At 47.2% G+C, this 18,162-nt stretch carries 19 protein-coding genes; 2 read left to right on the forward strand and 17 right to left on the reverse strand.

Annotated features, from left to right (window positions below; genetic code table 11):
• Positions 1-12 precede the first annotated feature (12 nt).
• Genes LRL21_RS17600 through LRL21_RS17620 form a run of 5 tightly spaced genes read right to left on the reverse strand, consistent with a single transcriptional unit; the run spans position 13 to position 5,192 of the window.
• The gene (locus LRL21_RS17600; protein WP_076233626.1) at positions 13-714 is read right to left on the reverse strand and encodes an amino acid ABC transporter permease; all 702 of its coding nucleotides are present in this window, start codon (positions 712-714) and stop codon (positions 13-15) included.
• A gap of 5 nt (positions 715-719) precedes the next feature.
• A complete protein-coding gene (locus LRL21_RS17605) occupies positions 720-1,616 on the reverse strand; it encodes a transporter substrate-binding domain-containing protein (protein WP_240417108.1) in 897 nt (298 codons plus the stop codon).
• A gap of 28 nt (positions 1,617-1,644) precedes the next feature.
• Positions 1,645-3,006 (reverse strand): LLM class flavin-dependent oxidoreductase, encoded by a 1,362-nt coding sequence (locus tag LRL21_RS17610; RefSeq protein ID WP_240417109.1) that lies wholly within the window; start codon positions 3,004-3,006, stop codon positions 1,645-1,647.
• Positions 3,007-3,008: 2 nt separating this feature from the next.
• Positions 3,009-4,322, reverse strand: coding sequence for an NtaA/DmoA family FMN-dependent monooxygenase (locus LRL21_RS17615; RefSeq protein ID WP_240417110.1), 1,314 nt, complete (start codon positions 4,320-4,322; stop codon positions 3,009-3,011).
• Between the two features lie 27 nt (positions 4,323-4,349).
• Entirely contained in the window at positions 4,350-5,192 is an 843-nt protein-coding gene (locus tag LRL21_RS17620) for a sulfurtransferase (protein ID WP_240417111.1), read from the reverse strand.
• Between the two features lie 183 nt (positions 5,193-5,375).
• Between LRL21_RS17620 and LRL21_RS17625 the strand changes: the two genes are divergently transcribed.
• Positions 5,376-6,566, forward strand: coding sequence for a helix-turn-helix domain-containing protein (locus LRL21_RS17625; protein ID WP_240417112.1), 1,191 nt, complete (start codon positions 5,376-5,378; stop codon positions 6,564-6,566).
• 135 nt (positions 6,567-6,701) lie between these two features.
• On the opposite strand, the gene LRL21_RS17630 is transcribed toward LRL21_RS17625, so the two are convergent.
• The 9 genes from LRL21_RS17630 to LRL21_RS17670 form a co-directional block, all read right to left on the reverse strand.
• Positions 6,702-6,842, reverse strand: a complete 141-nt coding sequence (locus LRL21_RS17630) for a hypothetical protein (RefSeq protein ID WP_240417113.1) — start codon at positions 6,840-6,842, stop codon at positions 6,702-6,704.
• 160 nt (positions 6,843-7,002) lie between these two features.
• Complete coding sequence (locus tag LRL21_RS17635; RefSeq protein ID WP_240417114.1) at positions 7,003-7,767, reverse strand: SDR family NAD(P)-dependent oxidoreductase; 765 nt, start codon at positions 7,765-7,767, stop codon at positions 7,003-7,005.
• A 25-nt stretch (positions 7,768-7,792) separates the two neighbouring features.
• On the reverse strand, positions 7,793-8,575 hold the full coding sequence (locus LRL21_RS17640; protein WP_240417115.1) for an SDR family NAD(P)-dependent oxidoreductase: 783 nt from the start codon (positions 8,573-8,575) through the stop codon (positions 7,793-7,795).
• Positions 8,576-8,584: 9 nt separating this feature from the next.
• Positions 8,585-9,589 (reverse strand): sugar phosphate isomerase/epimerase family protein, encoded by a 1,005-nt coding sequence (locus LRL21_RS17645; protein ID WP_240417116.1) that lies wholly within the window; start codon positions 9,587-9,589, stop codon positions 8,585-8,587.
• 15 nt (positions 9,590-9,604) lie between these two features.
• Entirely contained in the window at positions 9,605-10,372 is a 768-nt protein-coding gene (locus LRL21_RS17650) for an SDR family NAD(P)-dependent oxidoreductase (protein WP_240417117.1), read from the reverse strand.
• A 26-nt stretch (positions 10,373-10,398) separates the two neighbouring features.
• Positions 10,399-11,202, reverse strand: a complete 804-nt coding sequence (locus LRL21_RS17655; protein ID WP_240417118.1) for an SDR family NAD(P)-dependent oxidoreductase — start codon at positions 11,200-11,202, stop codon at positions 10,399-10,401.
• Positions 11,203-11,600: 398 nt separating this feature from the next.
• Complete coding sequence (locus tag LRL21_RS17660) at positions 11,601-11,723, reverse strand: YjcZ family sporulation protein (RefSeq protein ID WP_240417119.1); 123 nt, start codon at positions 11,721-11,723, stop codon at positions 11,601-11,603.
• Between the two features lie 92 nt (positions 11,724-11,815).
• Positions 11,816-12,508, reverse strand: a complete 693-nt coding sequence (locus tag LRL21_RS17665; protein ID WP_240417120.1) for a hypothetical protein — start codon at positions 12,506-12,508, stop codon at positions 11,816-11,818.
• Between the two features lie 70 nt (positions 12,509-12,578).
• On the reverse strand, positions 12,579-13,250 hold the full coding sequence (locus LRL21_RS17670; RefSeq protein WP_240417121.1) for an O-methyltransferase: 672 nt from the start codon (positions 13,248-13,250) through the stop codon (positions 12,579-12,581).
• Between the two features lie 209 nt (positions 13,251-13,459).
• Here LRL21_RS17670 and LRL21_RS17675 point away from each other — a divergent pair, with 209 nt between their 5' ends.
• Positions 13,460-14,362 carry a LysR substrate-binding domain-containing protein gene (locus LRL21_RS17675; protein WP_240417122.1) on the forward strand — a complete coding sequence of 301 codons (903 nt, stop codon included), beginning with the start codon at positions 13,460-13,462 and terminating at the stop codon, positions 14,360-14,362.
• 17 nt (positions 14,363-14,379) lie between these two features.
• On the opposite strand, the gene LRL21_RS17680 is transcribed toward LRL21_RS17675, so the two are convergent.
• Genes LRL21_RS17680 through LRL21_RS17690 form a run of 3 tightly spaced genes read right to left on the reverse strand, consistent with a single transcriptional unit; the run spans position 14,380 to position 18,016 of the window.
• On the reverse strand, positions 14,380-15,468 hold the full coding sequence (locus tag LRL21_RS17680) for a Ger(x)C family spore germination protein (protein WP_240417123.1): 1,089 nt from the start codon (positions 15,466-15,468) through the stop codon (positions 14,380-14,382).
• The gene (locus tag LRL21_RS17685) at positions 15,465-16,562 is read right to left on the reverse strand and encodes a GerAB/ArcD/ProY family transporter (RefSeq protein ID WP_240417124.1); all 1,098 of its coding nucleotides are present in this window, start codon (positions 16,560-16,562) and stop codon (positions 15,465-15,467) included. The genes LRL21_RS17680 and LRL21_RS17685 overlap by 4 nt, the downstream gene beginning before the upstream one ends.
• Complete coding sequence (locus LRL21_RS17690; protein ID WP_240417125.1) at positions 16,559-18,016, reverse strand: spore germination protein; 1,458 nt, start codon at positions 18,014-18,016, stop codon at positions 16,559-16,561. The genes LRL21_RS17685 and LRL21_RS17690 overlap by 4 nt, the downstream gene beginning before the upstream one ends.
• Positions 18,017-18,162: the final 146 nt, after the last annotated feature.

The raw sequence follows: 18,162 nt of genomic DNA on the forward strand, positions 1-18,162 counted from the left end.
TCCCTTTCTTCCTTATCTTGCAATACTGACATGGCCTTTCTTATAGCTTTTTTCCAATCGTCCAAAGCCCTTTTCAATGGCAATGCTCAGAACCCAGTAAATCAACGAAACGAGAATATACACCTGAAACGTATTCGCTCCATAATTATTTCCGAGTATGATCTGTACCTGCCCCATAATGTCAACAATCCCGATGGAGAAGGCCAGTGACGTTTCCTTTAATAAAATAATCACGTTGTTGCCCAAATTGGGGATCGCGATACCGAAGGCTTGTGGCAAAATAATCCGCCTTAGTGATTGTCCGTAGGTCATACCCACACTGTAGGCAGCCTCCTGCTGACCGCTTCCGACTGCCAGATAGGAAGAGCGGATAACCTCGGAGAAGAAGGCTGCACTGTGCAGCGAGAAGGTGATTACGGCAAAGATGATCTTATCCCAGTCGTTCACATCCACGCCTACCAGTATTAACAGCTGCGGCAGCCCGTAATAGACCAGAAAAAGCTGAACGATGGTCGGGGTGCACCGCATGAACGACAGATAAAACGTGGCAAGCGCATAAATGATTTTATTCTTTTGAATTCTGGCCAGGGCGATAACTAACCCCAGCAAGAGTCCAAAAACAAGGGATAAGAGCATGATCGTCAACGTAATCGGCAGCCTCTCGGCTATTCTCAGGACCAGATTCAAAGTCGTTTCGATTCCGGCGCTGTTCATTTTCGTTAATCCTTCCGGAATTTATAGCCCTGCTGCACATACTCCAGGCTTTTAAATACATCCACCTTGAACCATTTTTCCGAAAGCTTCGGCAGTGTGCCGTCTTTAATTAACTCGACCGTTGCCGCGTCCATCTTTTGGGCAAGCTCTGTCTGATTCTTGTTGAAGATCAAATATACGGATTCCTTCGAGATGACACCGCCGATCTTCAGGTTCAGATTTAGTTTCTTCACGGCATCTTCAAAATGATTGATGTTGAGCAGATGGGCATCATATTTGCCTGATTCAACAAGCTTCAGATCGTCAGCAGGGGTTGTTTTTTCTACATCTTCAATTTTGATTTCCTTGCCAGGATGCTTGAGATTATAATCCTTCAGAATGTAGCGGAAGCCGGAAACCGGGGTCATTGGGACCAATTTCTTGCCTACCAGATCATCAAGGGTCTTGATATCATTGCGGTCCGGCTTAACAGCCAAACCTGTGATTGAATAGCCAAACTCTTGCTGCGGATACAAATATTTTTTCTCCCGCTCCGGGTTTTTGAACCAGAAGTTCGCGGCAAATGCGTACTTGCCAGTGTCGGTACCGATCAGCTGCCCTTCGTTATCCACGGATTCGTACTCAAATTTATATTCCGGAAGCTTCTTTTCCAGCTCCTTCAGGTAGTCAATCATAAATCCTGCCGGTTGGTTTTTCTCATCCAGAAAGCTGAATAAAGGTACGGGAACTGTATTTAGTGCGGATTTAATCACTTTAGGTGCCGCTTTGGCAGTTGAAGCCGCTGCAGGAGTTGCTGAAGCGGGAGTCGAGCCACCATCCGCAGCAGGGGCCGTTTTGCCGCAGCCTGCCAGAACGGTAAGCAATACGACTGCAAATAATAAATGAAAACGAGTTTTTTTCATGAAGTTGTTCCTCCTGATAAGTGGTTTGTTATTTGGATGATGGTGTACTCAGCGCAGACCAGCGATTCACCGGTGGCGTCAATCCGAGATGATCACGCAGCGTATTGCCGGTATATTCAGTGCGGTAGCGGCCACGCTTTTGCAATATCGGAATGACGTGATCGACAAACTCCTCTAGTCCTCGCAGATAGTGAGAGGGCATAATGTTAAATCCATCGCAAGCCCCCTGATCCAGCCAATGCTCCATCAGATCGACCAGCCGCTCCGGTGTGCCTGCGAACGTATGATGCCCGCCGGCTGATACTACGTGCTTGCTCATCTGCCTGACCGTCCACTGCTCACGTTGTCCCAAATCCTTCAATAGCTGCAGACGGCTTTTCTTGTTATTGTTCGCCTCCGCGTTAATTTCCCAGTATGGGAACGGACCGTCCAGAGGGTATGAGGATAAGTCGACCTCGATGGTACCAGACAAGGTTTTCACGGCAATATCCGGCAAAACCAGCTCGTTAAAGTACGTTTCGCGTTCTTTAGCCTCTTGCTCCGTAGAACCCAGAATCGGTGCAAGCCCAGGCAATATATGAAGCTGCTCCGGTCTGCGTCCATGGGACTTCAGCATCCCCTTCAGATTGGCATAGTAATCCAAAGCGTCCCGCAGGTTATCCTGAGCGGTGAACACGACCTCAGCCTTCTGGGCGGCAAACTGCAGGCCGCTGCCGGAAGAACCTGCCTGAAAGAGCACCGGATGCCCCTGAATCGGGCGCGGAATATAGGAGGTTCCGCTTATTGAGAAATAAGCACCTGTATGATCGATATCGTGGACTTTGGTTGGATCGAGGTATTGGCCCAAGCTTTGCTTGCCAATCAGTGCATTCTCTTCCCAGCTGTCCCACAGCTTCATTGCCACATCTACGAATTCGTTGGCTCGTTGATACCTCAGGGCATGGTCCATATGCGCATCCTTACTGAATTGGGAGGCGACACGCGGGTCCTGGGAGGTGACCATATTCCAGCCTGCCCTTCCACCGCTCAAGTGATCAAGTGTTGCAAATCTGGCCGCGACATGATAAGGATCGTTGTACGTCGTGGATAACGTAGCCGTCAAGCCGATCTTCTCCGTTACTGCGGCCATCACGGATAGCAGGGTCAGCGTGTCCGGCGTCGGGATGGAGCGTTCCTCAGCTACCTTCCCATTCTGTTCACCAATGGCGATTTGCTCCAGCGCCAGAATCGTATCGAACAACCCTCTCTCCGACAGCCTCGCAAAGTCTTGATAGAAAGACAAATCGAGCAGCCGGTTAGCGTGCGTTTCTGGATGACGCCATCCGCCTACATGCTGGCCCGTGTTTAATAGAAAAACACCGAGATGCAGCTGTTTTTTGGTAGTACCCATCGTTAACCCTCCTTGCTTATTCGAACACCGACTGGAGCTTCCAGTCCCAGATGGTCCCGCAGCGTAGTTCCCGTATATTCCGTTCGGAACAGTCCTCTTCGCTGCAATACGGGAATGACTTGTGTAACAAATTCATCCAATCCCCCTGGCAGCAGCGGAAGCTGAAGATGGAACCCATCACTACCGTAAGCTTGGTACCAGTCTTCCATCCAGTCGGTAAGCTGCTCAGGTGTCCCAACAAATACTTTTGCTCCGGTAAGCTTCACAATCTGAGAGCTAAGCTCACGAAGTGTTGCCGCTTCGATTCCTGAAGCTTTGACCGCCTCCAACAAGCCGGGAATAGCAGGAAGGGGGCCGTCGAGTGAATAACCCGTCAAGTCCAGATTCAACAGATCGGATATAATGGCAATTCCCGTCTTTGGATCAGCAAGCTCCTGCAGCTCGGCTGCTTTATGCCTGGCTTCCGCTTCGGTTGCTCCTATTATCGGGGACAAGGTGGTAAGCACCTTCACTCCAGCAGCAGAGTACCCATTCACAGCCCTTCGTTTCTGAAGCTTTTGATAAAAGTCAGCTGCCGTTTCTAGCAATGGTCGGGAGCTTATCACAAGCTCCGGTGTATCCAGACCGTTACCATTCCGGTTATCCCAGGCAGTGCTTATACCGATGCGAACCGGATGTCCCTGTGGAGGCCGTGGTATGCTTAAGGGACCTCGCACTTTAAAGTGCTGTCCTGTATGATGGATCAAATGCACCTTGTCAGAGTCAATATAACGCCCTTCTACCCTGTCAATGATGACAGCATCATCCTCCCAGCTGTCCCATAAACGCGCTGCAACTTCGATAAACTCCTGCTTGCGCTCATTTCTCTGTGCGAGGGAGAGCTCGGGTGGACCGCCGAGACGGCGTTTTGGTTCATATAGATCCACCGCGCTCGCCAGCCATGCCGTCCTGCCGTCACTGAGATGATCCAGCGCGGCCAATTGCCTGGCAACCGCGAACGGCTCGATAACGGAGGTGGATACAGGAGCTCCCAAACCAATGTGTTTCGTGACGGAAGCCAACGCCCCCAGTAAGGTGAATGGCTCGAGCAGCAGCCCGGGTTCCCTGCCTGCGGCGCGGAGATGTTCACCGATGGAAGTCTGGTCCAGAAGCAGCATATCGAATTTCCCACGCTCGGCCGTTTGCGCCAGACTGTAGTAATAAGCTGGTTCATGCAGCTTCACATTACTGACGTCTGGATGACGCCAGCTCCCAGGGTGATAACCAGTGCCCTGTACAGACAAAGTAAGATGCAGCTGTCCCTTTCTTCTACTCATGTTCGTTCAATGCTCCTTTCCACGCCTTTAGGCTTTTCCAGTTCCTGTTTCAATCGGATTATCCGGGTAAGATACCCAATCGCTCCAGCTTCCGCCATACAATTTGACATTAGTAAACCCAGCTTCTGCTAAGGCTAGAACATTAGGGCAGGCTGTAACACCTGATCCGCAATAAACGATGATTTCCTTGGATGGATCCAGCTTATGAAAGATTGCTTTCAATTCCTCCGACTCTTTCAGCTCGCCTTCAGCAGTAAAGGCATTTTTCCAAAAATGGTTTACTGCCCCAGGTATATGTCCAGCTATTCGGTCAATGGGCTCTTCCAGGCCCAGATATCTTTTTTCTTCACGGGAATCGATGAGCTGGGTGTCCGAGCGACCCAATCTTTGCTTCACCTCTTGGGCGTCCAGCAGCAGCCCTTCCTGTAGCTGCGGGACAAACGTACTGCCTTTAACGGATGAGACTTCTTTAGTAAGCTCGTAACCTTGGCTTTTCCACCGGGATAAGCCGCCATCCAGCAGATAGACCTGTGGATGTCCGTAATACTTCAAAATCCACCATAATCGTGATGCCATAGCACCACCTTGATCATCGTAAACGACGACGATCTTGGATTCATCGATTCCGACATCGCCAAGCTTCGCTGACAACTGTTTCGTATCAGGCAAAGGATGCCTGCCTCCGTGGCTGCCAATCACATCCGATAAGTCCTTCTCAAGATCAAAATAAACGGCACCTGGCAGATGGCCAGCCTCGTATGCCTCTTTACCTGCAGCAGGTTTGCCAAGAAGAAACCGGCAATCTGCAATCACGATCTCTGTATGATTCAAGCGTTCATGGAGCCATTCCGCGCTAACTGTATTCGACAAGCAGACCCTCCCCCTTATTTTACAAAAAAATGATTGTAATATATCTATTCATATAGATATACTAGGATTAATATAAGTTAGCATGTGCAATTTTTTTAGTCAACATAATGACAAATATAAAAGATTACTGATGATTAATGACCAAAATGACCAATAATTTACAGTCCAAGGAGGTCACATCGCATGATTAAAGAGCAATTTAATTTAATACACATCAGTGAGGTCATGGATCAATTGGATGTTAGCCGTTCGACGATTGACCGTTGGCGAAAAACGAAGCAGCTGCCCAGCGTAAAGATAGGAAAAGAAATATATTTTGATAAAAATGAGGTTATGCGCTGGTATAGGCAATTTGGCCAAGTACGGCAATCCTCCCCGGTTCTTACCGCCAATCAGACGATAACTATTGGATATACGACCGTTTCCACCCATATGTGGGGTCCGTTAATTATTAAGGAATTCGGATTTCTCGAACAAGAGCTGAGGCGTATCCGTCCCAAGGACCGGATCGAAATCAAATGGCACAAGGCCAAGGATGGAATGGAATTGATAAAAGGGATGATAGCAGGCCATATTCACCTTGCTACCTTTGGAGATTATGCCCTGTCGGTCAGCCATATGATCAGCACCATGCTGCCCGATTACCGCCCGATTCTGCTTGCCGCCGGAGGGAAATCCGCGAAGGGCGACGGGTTTGGGATGGTTATTCCGACAGATCTGACACTACAAAGTATTGGCGATCTCGCTACTCTGCCTATCGCCACCACATTCCGCACCAATGCGGAGTACCGCTTGAGAAAGATGCTGGAATCGCATCATATGACGGATTTGAACATTATTCATCGTTCTATCGAGGAAAGTATGGAAAGCCTGCGTCAAGGCAGACTGAGCGCATCGATTATGTGGGAGCCCTTCCTGAGTCTTGCCCATCATCAGCAAATCGGCAAATCGATTTTTAACCAGGAGCTGGGACTTGGTTTTATTGCTAACGTGGTCGCTGACGAGCGTTGGGCACTCGACCATGAGGATTTGGTAGTTGCTTACTTAAAGGCCCATGTGCAGGCCAATCGGCTGATCCGGGAGCAGCCCCATCAGGCTGCCAAAGCTTTTGCGCTGGAAACTGGATTTCCTTTGGAAGTTGTCAGCCGCTCCATATCCAAAATTCGCTGGGATGCAGCTCTGTACGATAATGACCTGAAGATGCTCAACTATTTTGACCCCAGCAAATATTTCGGCCCAGCCACACCCCCGTTGGTCAGTTCGGAAATTCGCTATAATATCAAATATTTGCGTATTGCCGCGCAGGAGCTGAAGCTCCCAAATCTTCCCGCAGCTCCAATCGACGGCGCTTGGCAGAGAGATATTCAATATTGAGACAACTGTCAAGACCATATTTATGGAACGACAGCTCAGAGAGTATGCTAAAAAAACCTCGGGGATATTCTCCCCGAAGCTGCTTCTGACTGCTGTCTTGCTATTGGAAATTGCTTGTTTCTTCAGCGCATGCGATCATTCACTCGGTCTGACCGGGCCATCTAATTTTTTATCGAAGCCCGGGGAGCGCGGGTCTATTGGACTTCTGGCACGGTCGGATTCAGACTTACCCGGTTTGGATGGTCCTTCGCTGTTGGTTCCCTTAAATTCAGTCATGTAAATTCCTCCTGTTCTGGTAGATACTTTCCTATTTAATATGTCCTCCCATTAGCGTTTTATCCCAACATAAGTAACACCGTGTATACACAAAAAACCGACTGCGCCTGGCAATCGGCTTTTGAATCTATTATTGTAAAATCCAAACGAATACCCTATGCTACGATAATTTGAATCCAAGCCCCCCGTCTACGGTGAGCATTTGACCTGTGATTTGTCCTGCATGAGCAGAGCATACGAACAAAATCGCCGCCGCAATATCATCCTCGGTTTGCAATCTGCCGAAGGGCATTTTGGATCCATGCTGCTCCGGCCAATTATCTTCTTCTCCATTAGCCTTCATCAGCGCCCTCTCACCGTGAGAGGCTACCCAGCCTGGATGCACACAGTTGACACGGATGCCGTGCTTCGCTAAAGCGCGGGCTAAATTTCGGGTCAGCGTCACAACACCACCCTTGGATATCGCGTATGCAAACAGTTCTTCCCCTCCTACGGTCGAATGCAGCGAACCTATGTTCACGATACATCCCCCGCCCTGCCTGATCATCAGGGGGACTGCCGCTCGGCACATCAGGTATACGCCTTTTAGATTGATGCCCATCACACGATCCCAGAAAGTCTCATCCGTTTGGAGCAAATCAGCACGCGGAAAGATTCCAGCGTTATTGACTACAATATCCAGCCTTCCGAATTGCTGCTCGGCAGCAGAAACCGCATGATTCACTTCAGCTTCCCGGGACACGTCGCATTGGACATACACCGCTTCTTTACCTTGGCTCTGCCACTGCTTCGCAGCTTGCTCCCCATCCGGGGAAGCGTCTGCTATCATGACTTTGGCTCCATTTTCCAGAAACTGCTTCACGATAGCGGCTCCGATTCCTCTGGCTCCGCCGGTTACCAATACGATTTTGCCATCAAAGTTCAAATTGGTTTCACCCTTTTCCTTATTCTCATTTCCAGCAAACGATCGTTTCTCCGGTTAAATAATCTGCTTGCGGACCGCAGAGGAACATGACGATTCGGGACATATCCTCAGGCTGGGCAATCCGCTGCAGTCTGGACAAGCCTTCTTCATTGCTCACCGTTCGTGTAGCTGAAAAGCGTGCTGTGTAGGTCGGTGCGGGTGAAATACAGTTGACATTCACATCATACGGCCTCATCTGCTGGGCCAGACTTCTTGTATAATGGGAGATGCCCAGCTTGGCAGCAGCATAAATAATGCCTGACGTAACGGGCACATGTCCTGCAATTGAGCCTACATTTACAATTTTGCCGCTGCACCGTTCACGCATATGCTGACCCGCAAATTTGCACGTATACATCGTAGACAGCAGGTTGCGTTCGACAACAGACCGGATATCCTCAGCACGAATATCCAAGCAGTCATTTGGCTCCGGGCGTGGGGTATTGAAGCCAATGTCGCCACCTGCATTATTGATGAGGATATCTATGGAACCCAGCATTTCTATCGACCGCGCAATCAATTGCTCAACCTGTTCAGGATCAGTGAGATCGGCGGCAATAAACCCGGATTTCACACCCAACTCAACAGCTTCCTCAGCCACTGTAAAGCCGGAAAGTGCTTCGTTGAATTCCATCGATTTGGTTTCCGTTTCATCATGAATAATCACATTAGCGCCGGCACGGGCCAGATCCATTGCGTACTGTCGGCCAAGACCACGGCTGGAGCCGGTGACCAGCGCGTTTTTACCCCTTAAATCAAAATCTGCCATGGCTGCACCTCAACTTTTCACCAAATTTTCATGATCACGAAACTCCCGGATCAACGATTTCAAATAGGCAAGGGCTGTATTCATTTGCGATTGTTCATAAGCAACTATTACTGCGGGCAATTCGCCTTTCTCAAAGGGAGTTCTCCAATCGCCTGTTGCCTTCGCATGGTCATGTACAAATCTCAGCAGGCGAGTAAGCTGTCTAGCGGAGCGCTCTGGATATTCCGTCCAATAGTCCTCTTCAAGCACCCTAACGTTCCTTGCCTCCAAAGCTCCATGCTCCACGGACATCGTTACATGAGGAGCCGCTACCGAGATAATTCGCAGCAGTTCAGGGAAATTTATCACGCCTTGACCAAGCGGACTTCTTACCAGCCGATACCCTTCTTCATACCAATACAGGTAATAATCCTTCAAGTGAACATTTTTTACATAAGGGGCTACCCGGCAAAAAAAGTCATTGGGCTCTTCAGCGGTTGCCAGCGGATTACCTGTATCGAGGTTAATACCAAACCTGTCCGATCCGATAGTTTCACACAGCCAGAGCAGTTCCTCAGAGGCCAAATCCTGATGGTTTTCCACGGCCAGATTGACACCTGTTTGCTCCGCAGTTTCAGTCACTGCCTGAAAGGATGTAAGAAGCTGATCCAAAAATGGCTTCCACGTACCGGCCATATGTCTGCGATCGCCACCAAATTTGGCTCCGCCCACCACGGTTCGCACCGTTATTGCCCCCACTCGCTTGGCAAGCAGCAGCGCTTTCTTTAATGATTCAGGATCATAACCGCTTGCTGCAATATTCACGAACATCCCTTTGGAGCGCGCGTAGTCTGCCACTTCGTCGGGATCATGCTCCTTTAATATTGGATAAGGGATCTCTATCCCTTCCAGTCCATAGCTTTCCGTAATATCCATCAGCTCTATAGGCGTGATTGGTTTTATGCCCGACTGCGGATGGATGCCCATTCCATAGGTTGTGCCATAAACCGTGAGACCGTATCTCAAGCGCTTCAACCCTTTCTGATCGTATTATTGTGCCGTCCACCCTCCATCGATGACAATGGAAGATCCCGTCATGAAGCTGGATGCTTCTGAAGCCAAATAGATCAATAAACCTGTCAATTCATTCGGATTGCCCCAACGTTTAAGCGCAAGATGATCAAGGAAAAATTGATTAGCCGCTGGATTGTCGATCACCACCTTGTTAAGCTCAGTAGCAAATGGTCCGGGACATATGGCGTTAGCCGTTATATAGTGCTCAGCCCATTCCAGCGCCATAACTTTGGTCAGCTGAATTAATCCGCCCTTGCTGGAGCAGTATGCAGAGCGTTCAGGTAGTGCGACGGTGCCCAGCATCGAGGACAGGTTAATAATTCTTCCATAGGCTTGTTTGATCATAAAGGGAACTACCGCCTTGGCGCATAGGAATGGAGCTTTCAGATTCGTGCTTTGCACCAGATCCCAGCTCGCTTCATCGTATTCCAGAATCGGCTTGCGCACATTGATTCCTGCATTGTTGACCAGAATATCGATCCGTCCCAAGCTCTGCATCGTCTCGGCTGCCATACGCTGAACCTGCTCGCCATCCGTAACATCCACGGCTAATCCTACTGCCTGCTGCCCGGTTTCCTCACGGATTTGCCTTGCGACTTCGGCGGCCTTCGCTTCATCCCTGCTCGTTACAGCTACACTTGCTCCAGCTTCTGCAAGCGCCTTGGCACAAACTAACCCCAACCCTTGGCAGCCACCAGTAATCAAGGCAACTCTACCATTTAAATTAAATGTATTTAAACTCATTTTATTGCTCCTTCGTGTTTTGATAGCTATGCGTTCCGTTCATTTGCTGCCCATTCATAAGCCATTCGCGGCACCTGGGTCGCCAGCTTTCCTCCGCTAATATCGATCATGGTTCCGGTAATATAGCTCGCATAGTCGGATGCCAGGTAACAAATCAGGTGAGCTATTTCCTGTTTATTGCCCCAACGCCTAAGCGAGAGATTGTCCAGCAGCTCCTTTTGCTCCTTAGGAGAACGATCCGCAAATCGATTCAAATCGGTTGGAATGACTCCAGGCGCATAACAATTCACCGTTATATTCCATGGCCCCAGCTCCCCTGCAAGCACTCGGGTAAAATGCACAATCCCCGCTTTGGATGCGGCATACGCTGCCCCACCCAAGCTCGGGATCTTGGCGGCGAATGAAGCGGCATTCAGGATACGTCCTGATTTTTGCCTCTTCATTATCGGAAGCACGGCCTTACACATGAGGAAGCTGCCCTTCAGATTGACATCCATATTGAGATCCCAGACCTCCTCGGATAAGCTTTCCACCAGACCACCGCTTGCAACACCTGCATTGTTAACAAGGATGTCGATTCGACCGTATTGATGTTCAACCTCTTGAATCACCCTCTCGATCTCCGAGTATTCACGAATATCGCACACCTGTTGAAAGCCCTCGAATTGATGCTCAGCGAATACTTGATGGAGCTCTGCCAAATGATCCGGATTTACATCCATGGCGACCGTCCTCACGCCTTCAGTTGCTAAAGTGAGTGCAATCTCCCGGCCAATTCCCCGCCCCGCTCCTGTCACAAGAGCTACCTTCCCACGCAAATCAATATGCACAATCTATCCCTCCCTTTGCTTCGACTATTAGCTTACAAAGTCCAGAAATAAAATTGCAATCCCTTACATTTGCAGGTAATAATCGGGTCTCTCATACACCATTGGTCTTCATCAGAAAGCAGACTTCACATCTAAAATATATGTACGTTTGTCCGGAAGGAGTACAGCGATGGGAAGAAGAAATCCCAGTACATAAGGTGTAAGAAGCACGGTAACCTCATCTTGGATAAAATAGCAGCTTCCAGAGTTGCACAAAAAGGCCTACCGCGTACTTTTCGCGAGGCCCTTTTGTATCCGTACATTATTCGCTTAATTATATAACTCTGCAACCAAGCCGATGAGTTCATTCCCTTTTTCCTGATCGTTTTATGTATCCTCCACGCAGGTGGAGGCGTCATTTAGATAAATGTACAGCTGATAATAACCAGCAAAATAAATAGTACAAGAATTGCACCCGTAGTCGTACCCAAACCATATCCAGCACAACTAGCGCAGCTTCCGCCAACTCCTAATGCACCCATATGTCCTCCTCCTTCCGCCTTGCATATTTGCATAATATGAACATCAGCGGAGATTGGATTGGACGCTTTGAAAAAAACATAATCAGATGTCTCTATTGATCCTGATCCTGAATAAGATCACCCGGCTTCACTTGATCCGTAGATTGCAAAATCATGGAATGTTTCATCGCATCATACCGGAAGCGATAAACATCAATGAAGTCCTGTCCTGCCCCATAACCTCCCGTCAAAATGAGCTCACCATCAGTTACCTGAAAAGGATGATGCGGCAGCTGCCCTATGTGCGTCCAGATTTGTTCTGGCTTCATCTCCAGCGTTATCGGGAAAGCCTTCCCGCCGCTTACTCCAAAAAGAAAAGTCTCAAGCGCATGACAGTCCGTATACCGCGGCACATAGGCATAAATGTCGGTTTCTCCAAAGGTATACTTCTGCATTTCGACAGGTTTATCCTCAGGCTGTACAATTTCGAAATCAACAGGGAATGTCATTACTGTGCTCTGTGACCCATCCGATCGGGATTCCCATACCATGGCATAATCTCCAGACCAACTCAGGTCAGTCTCCAAACCGTAACAGCTTGGGGCTCCCAAGGGAGATGAGACTGCTTTGCTAGCAGGTTGCACGAGCAATTTTCCGTCTGCATGCTTGCCAATCGCCCTTACTGAGTTATCTTCTTTGTTATCTTCCACTGCAGGAAGAGAGCTAAGCTTCTCTTCACTTATACGGTTTGCACAGGCAGTGAGTACAGCCCAGAGCAGCATCACCAATATCATCTTTTTTCTCATCCGATTTGCCCCTTGAGTGAAAATTTATATCCTATCCTATAGACTAAGGGCAATTGGATAAAGTTACATATCAGCTGCTAACAATTCCCAATACAAAACCATCATAGCCTTTACTTCCCACTGTCTGAATCGCTGTAGCCGAAATCCTTGGTTCTTCAGCCAACAAGTCATAGAACTGCCTGACGCCTTGCACACGGGGGTCCTGGCTATTTTCATTAATGACCTCGCCATCACGAATGACATTGTCTCCTACAATAACAGTTCCGGGGTGGGAGAAATGAAGTGCCCATTTTAAATAATTAGGATTATTAGGTTTGTCAGCGTCAATAAATATGAAATCAAAAGGTGGCACGCCCTCATCTTTCATCTTGGCCAATTGAGCCAAAGCATCACCGATACGAATATTTATAAGTCCATCCAGCTGTGCAAGGGTTATGTTAGCCTGTGCTACCTGAGCATGAAGGGGGTCAAGCTCCAGGGTGATCAATTGTCCATCAACCGGCAGTGCTCTCGCCATCCAAATGGTACTGTATCCGCCCAACGTACCGATCTCCAGAATCCGTTGTGCGCCTTTCAATTGGACAAGCAGGTTTAATAGCTTACCTTGATTCGGCGTTACATCAATTGCTGGCAGACCTGCCTGACGATTGGAAAATAATACCTTTTCCAGCACAGCATCACGTGGAATCAGACGCTCTGTAACATACTGATCGACCATATCCCAAGTATTCGATTGATTCATCTGGATCACTTCTCCCTCAGTTTATTTTACTTCTAGTGGAAGTCCGTTGAATACATCTCGCTGCGCGGCCAAATATCCTTCCGATCGCTCCGCTTGGTTTTCACAGGCCTTCTAGTTCTATTGTAAATCAGTTATAATCATAAATATAATATATCTTTTTATAAGATCGATATTTTAAATATATAAATTAAAAAGAAGGAGGATTTCGAGTGAATCTACATGCATTGCGTTTATTCCACGTGATCGCTTCAACCGGAAGTGTGACACGAGCCTCTGAATTGTTGAATATCAGCCAGCCTGCCATTACCGCTCAAATCAAAAAATTTGAAAAGGAATTGCTTCTCACTCTGCTGAAGCCCCAAGGAAGAGGCATAGCGTTAACCGATGCAGGTGAAGATCTTGCAATACTTGCAAAGAGACTCTTCGCTGTCGAACAGCAAATCGAACAATTTGCTCTCGATTACCGCAATGGCGATAGCGGAGTTATTCGATTAGCCGCTACGTATTTACCTGCTCATTTCCTGATTCCGACCTGGATAGCCAAGTTTAAACAGCAATATGAACAAGTTGAAATGATCATCACGACTACCAATTCAAGTGATGCCTTTAGGCAGCTTTTACATGTAGAGGTGGATCTAGCTATTTACGGGGGGCTGCCAGAAGATTATGTAGATGAAATTCAGACCGAGGAATTGTTTCAGGATGAGCTATGGTTTGTAGTTGCACCCAATCACCGATACGCCAACCAGCAGGTAACCTTGCCGGAAATGATGAAAGAGCCTTTTGTGATGCGGGAGAAGGGCAGCTCCACGCGTGAGCGGTTACTTTCTTTATGCCGCACCTATAATTCACCAGCGCCTACAATCTCCCTGCAATTCAATGGGCTGCATGAAGCGATTACAGCCGTTATCGCCGGATATGGTGCGAATTTCGTCTCCTCACTAGTTGTACGCGAATATGTGAATCGTGGAGAGCTGTGCAGGGTTCATGTGGACGGTATCCATCTCACCAATACGATTGCCATTTGTACGCGTAAAAACGAACCTTTATCTGCTTCCGCGGCGAACCTCATTCAGATGATCCGCCATAATCCATATAAGCATTCACTTTAAATACATTTCTTTGCTCGTTATTTCAACATTTGAAGCCCTGTGTTTCTCAGCTTGGACACAATTTTCATTTCAATTTCTGCATGCTGGTACATTTCGGACCAGTCCTGATTAGAGGCCAGTGTGCCTCGATAACGATTTCCGAAGCCAAATATATCGGACTTTTTCTGCTTCGTCAGCTTAAATACTTTCTCGGCTCTCTCCTCAAGCAGCTTGCTGACTGACTTCTCAATCTCTGCTGTATCATTCTCCGTGGACTGTGAGGAATCCATTAGCGTCATCGTTAGCAGGGTACGGATGGAAATGACCGGCTTGCCCTTTATCATTTTCGAGGAGATCCATGTATTATTTTTAAGGATTTTCACATTGGCTCCTTGTGCCGTTTCAATTTCAAAACCGCTCATCTTTTGGGTAATAATTTCATAAATCAATGTTTCCTCAGGGGTAAGCTTTCCGACCATCTTGTCATTTATAAAAAAGGCATTTCCCTTTAATTCAAACAAATTCACGTTACTTCTCTCCAATAAGGGTACGAGATTTTGTTCCATAGGGTTGTAGAAGCGACTAAACAAGCGCCAAAGCGGAACCTTATTCTTTTGAGGAGTTCCACCAGCGTACGGTTCAAAAAAAAGCTTTGTATATATACCTGACAATTCTCCTGTAGGATTAGGTTTTGCGAAAATCGGCTCCATACTGCCTGATATCAAGGCCACCACTGTGCTTAACGGAAGGGTTCGATCCCTCACCGCGAATTCCAGGTAAGGCTTTACTCCCTTTTCAGCTAATTCCTGATCCAAAAATATGGCTCTTGTCTCAGACATATCAAGCGATTTAGGCAATCTTGATCGCAGATTATCCAAAGCATCTACCACTGTATCTCCAATTTGCCGTGTCATAAAAAAGCTTTTATTGAGCCCGCCTACGCCTGTTTGCGTAGATTTGGTTATAGGAAACCGCACCCAAAGCGATATTTTATTATCTTCGGCATGTTCGATTCCCAAGACGGCGACCAGCATGCGATTGTCTATATCCTTGACGTCCCAGCAGCCCTGCATGAGCATGAATAAAATAACGATACCTATCAGGCGGAGTAACGATGTTGGTTTCATGGTTGACGTATCTTCCCTTTCTGTATCCGATATTTGATCAGAATAGCTGTCGGAATGACAAATACGACGTATAAACGAAGTGGGGTAGCCCATATGACCGCTTGTTCCATCCAATTCCAAGAAGGGATAATTAACGCTAATCCATACGCCCATAGCCCCGTAGTTATATACAACCAATTTTCCTTAAACCTGGGAAACAGTGCACGAACTCCAATGACGAAGCAATAGATCATAAGAGCCATGGCCAGTATGACATATAACATCGATACCGAAACAAATACAGCTGTCAGATTCTCAATGACCAGCCAATAGTGACTTATCGAATCCATTTTGGTGATGTAGGGGAAGGTAAGGCTTCTCGTTAATTCGGGACCAAAGGTCAGAATGGGAAAATACACCGCTCCGCCTATCATGGGTAAAAAAAAGAGTGCAGCAATCCCGTATGGTTTCCAGAGCTGTTTGGGTTTATTTGAGTAGGCACCGGTAACTGCAAAATAAATAAAACCCGTCCATATATAGGAAGAGGCATAAAAAGAGGCTTCCTGTAAAAAATCTCCGTTACTTTGCAGCCATGGTTTTCCCAGCTGAAAATCATTGTCACTCAGACCTAACAGCGTTAACCCAATGGATAACGGTATACTGACAATAACGAACACACCTGCTGTACGAACAATCGAGATAAGTCCGCCTGATGCCAAAAACGCAGAGATAAAAACAACCCCGCTTAAAAACCATTGAGGGGTTGCGTGCAGCATGGTCATGGAGATCATTTCCCCGTGTGAGCGAATCATCAGAACGATCGAGCTCCCGACAAACCACAGCAAAGGTACAATGAATAATATACTCCCCACCATACCAAATTGCTGTTTACAAATAGCAAAAGCATCTTTACCAGGTTCTATCGCCAACATGCAGCTATACAGCCATGCACCCAACAAGCCGAGCAGCATCCAGATGACGATAATGATCCAGTAGCTGTTGTTCGTTGCATGAACGACATAAAAGGGATACAGAAAAAAAGAAGTACCCCCGAATAACATAATCTGCAATACAAAATATTGGCTAAAGGAAATATGCAGCTTGGATGGGTTCAAGTTCTCTGCCTCTTCTCTTTCCACAAATTCATGAGGAATTTAATTGAAAAAGGATGCATTTTTTCAATTAGACCGATACCCCGGGAGCGGACCCGTGCATTTGGCCCAATAGGTGTCAGATAGGATACGCCAAAGGATTCAATACGGGATAGAAAAATAACCATGATCACAAAGCAAATGACAATACCCAACACGCCAATTAAACTGGCCCCTAAAAGCACAAAATATTTTAATAGTCTTTGTACAAGTCCCATTTGATAGTCGATAACGATAAAATTCGTAATGGCCGTCGTTGCAGCCACAATCACGAGCAGATTACTTACAATATTCGCTTGAATGATCGCTTGGCCGAGCACGACACCACCGACCATGGTCACTGTGGAACTGATTGACTTAGGCAGACGAACTCCAGCCTCTACAATAAAATCCAGAATCAGCAGCATGAGCATGGCTTCAATTAAGACAGGATAGGGCACGCCTTCTCTGCTCGCTGCAGCGGCAAGACTAATCTCCAACCGATTGACATCAATGTTAACTGAGGTTATCGCCACATAAAAGCCAGGCAAGAACAAATTAATCATGAGAGCAGCAAACCGCAGCACCCTTAGAAAAACAGCAACAAAAGGTGAAAGATACTGATCCTCGGCTGATTGCCAAAAATCTACGAAAGCAGTTGGTGCAATAATGGTGAAAGGGGTTCCTTCCAGAATAATAATAACTTTTCCATCTAACAGAGAAGCTGCCGCTCGATCCGGGCGTTCTGATGTAATGGCAATAGGAAACAAATTAAAAGTAGAATGGTTGTTTATTAATCGCAGAAGCTCTCCCGTATCCTGAATACCATCGATCTCAATCTTGCTTATTTGGTCACATATATGTTGAACGAGACTTGGCTCCGTTACATCCTTCAGGTAAACAACCCCTACCCTGCTCTGCATCACATTGCCTAAGGTAGATTCCCATATTTTCAAGCGCGATGTTTTTATTCTTTGGCGCAGTAGGGCAACATTTGTTTGATAATTTTCATTGAAGGCATACATCGGCCCCTGGATTACATTTTCGGTTTGCGGTGCTTGCACAGTACTTTGCTGCGGATAATACGTCTCCAGAATGATTCCATTGGATGCGTGTGACATACATAAAACGGTCTTCCCGCTGCATATAGAGCTCTCGCACGCAGTGAAGCCGCCTTCTGCATATTTAGTTCCATAAAAGCTTTCCAATACCGTGTGAAGCTGGTTCTGTTCCATGGAAGTTACATGAAAGCCCAAATGATCAGAACCTACAAGTGTTGATAAATAACAAAGATAAACCTTTTGGGACTCTACTTCGCCGATGCAGACAACTTCAAAATCCGCCGCATCCTGGAAAGCTTCTTGCAGCAAGGCTAGCAGGAAAGTGTGATTCGATGACTTTAACATTTTCATAATAAGCGGATTCATTTTATTTCCCAATCGTTATCACCTCAATCCTTCCATTCTGCTCGATTCCTAAAAATTAATATGCCAAATATGGGTAAAATCTATACCCAAACAGCTCCAAGGTGCAATTGCCGGGCTCGTATATCCGAGAAATGGAAAAAGGACTACCAGCTGGCAGC

The organism is Paenibacillus periandrae, assembly GCF_022458865.1.
In the GTDB taxonomy this organism is placed as follows: domain Bacteria; phylum Bacillota; class Bacilli; order Paenibacillales; family NBRC-103111; genus Paenibacillus_S; species Paenibacillus_S periandrae.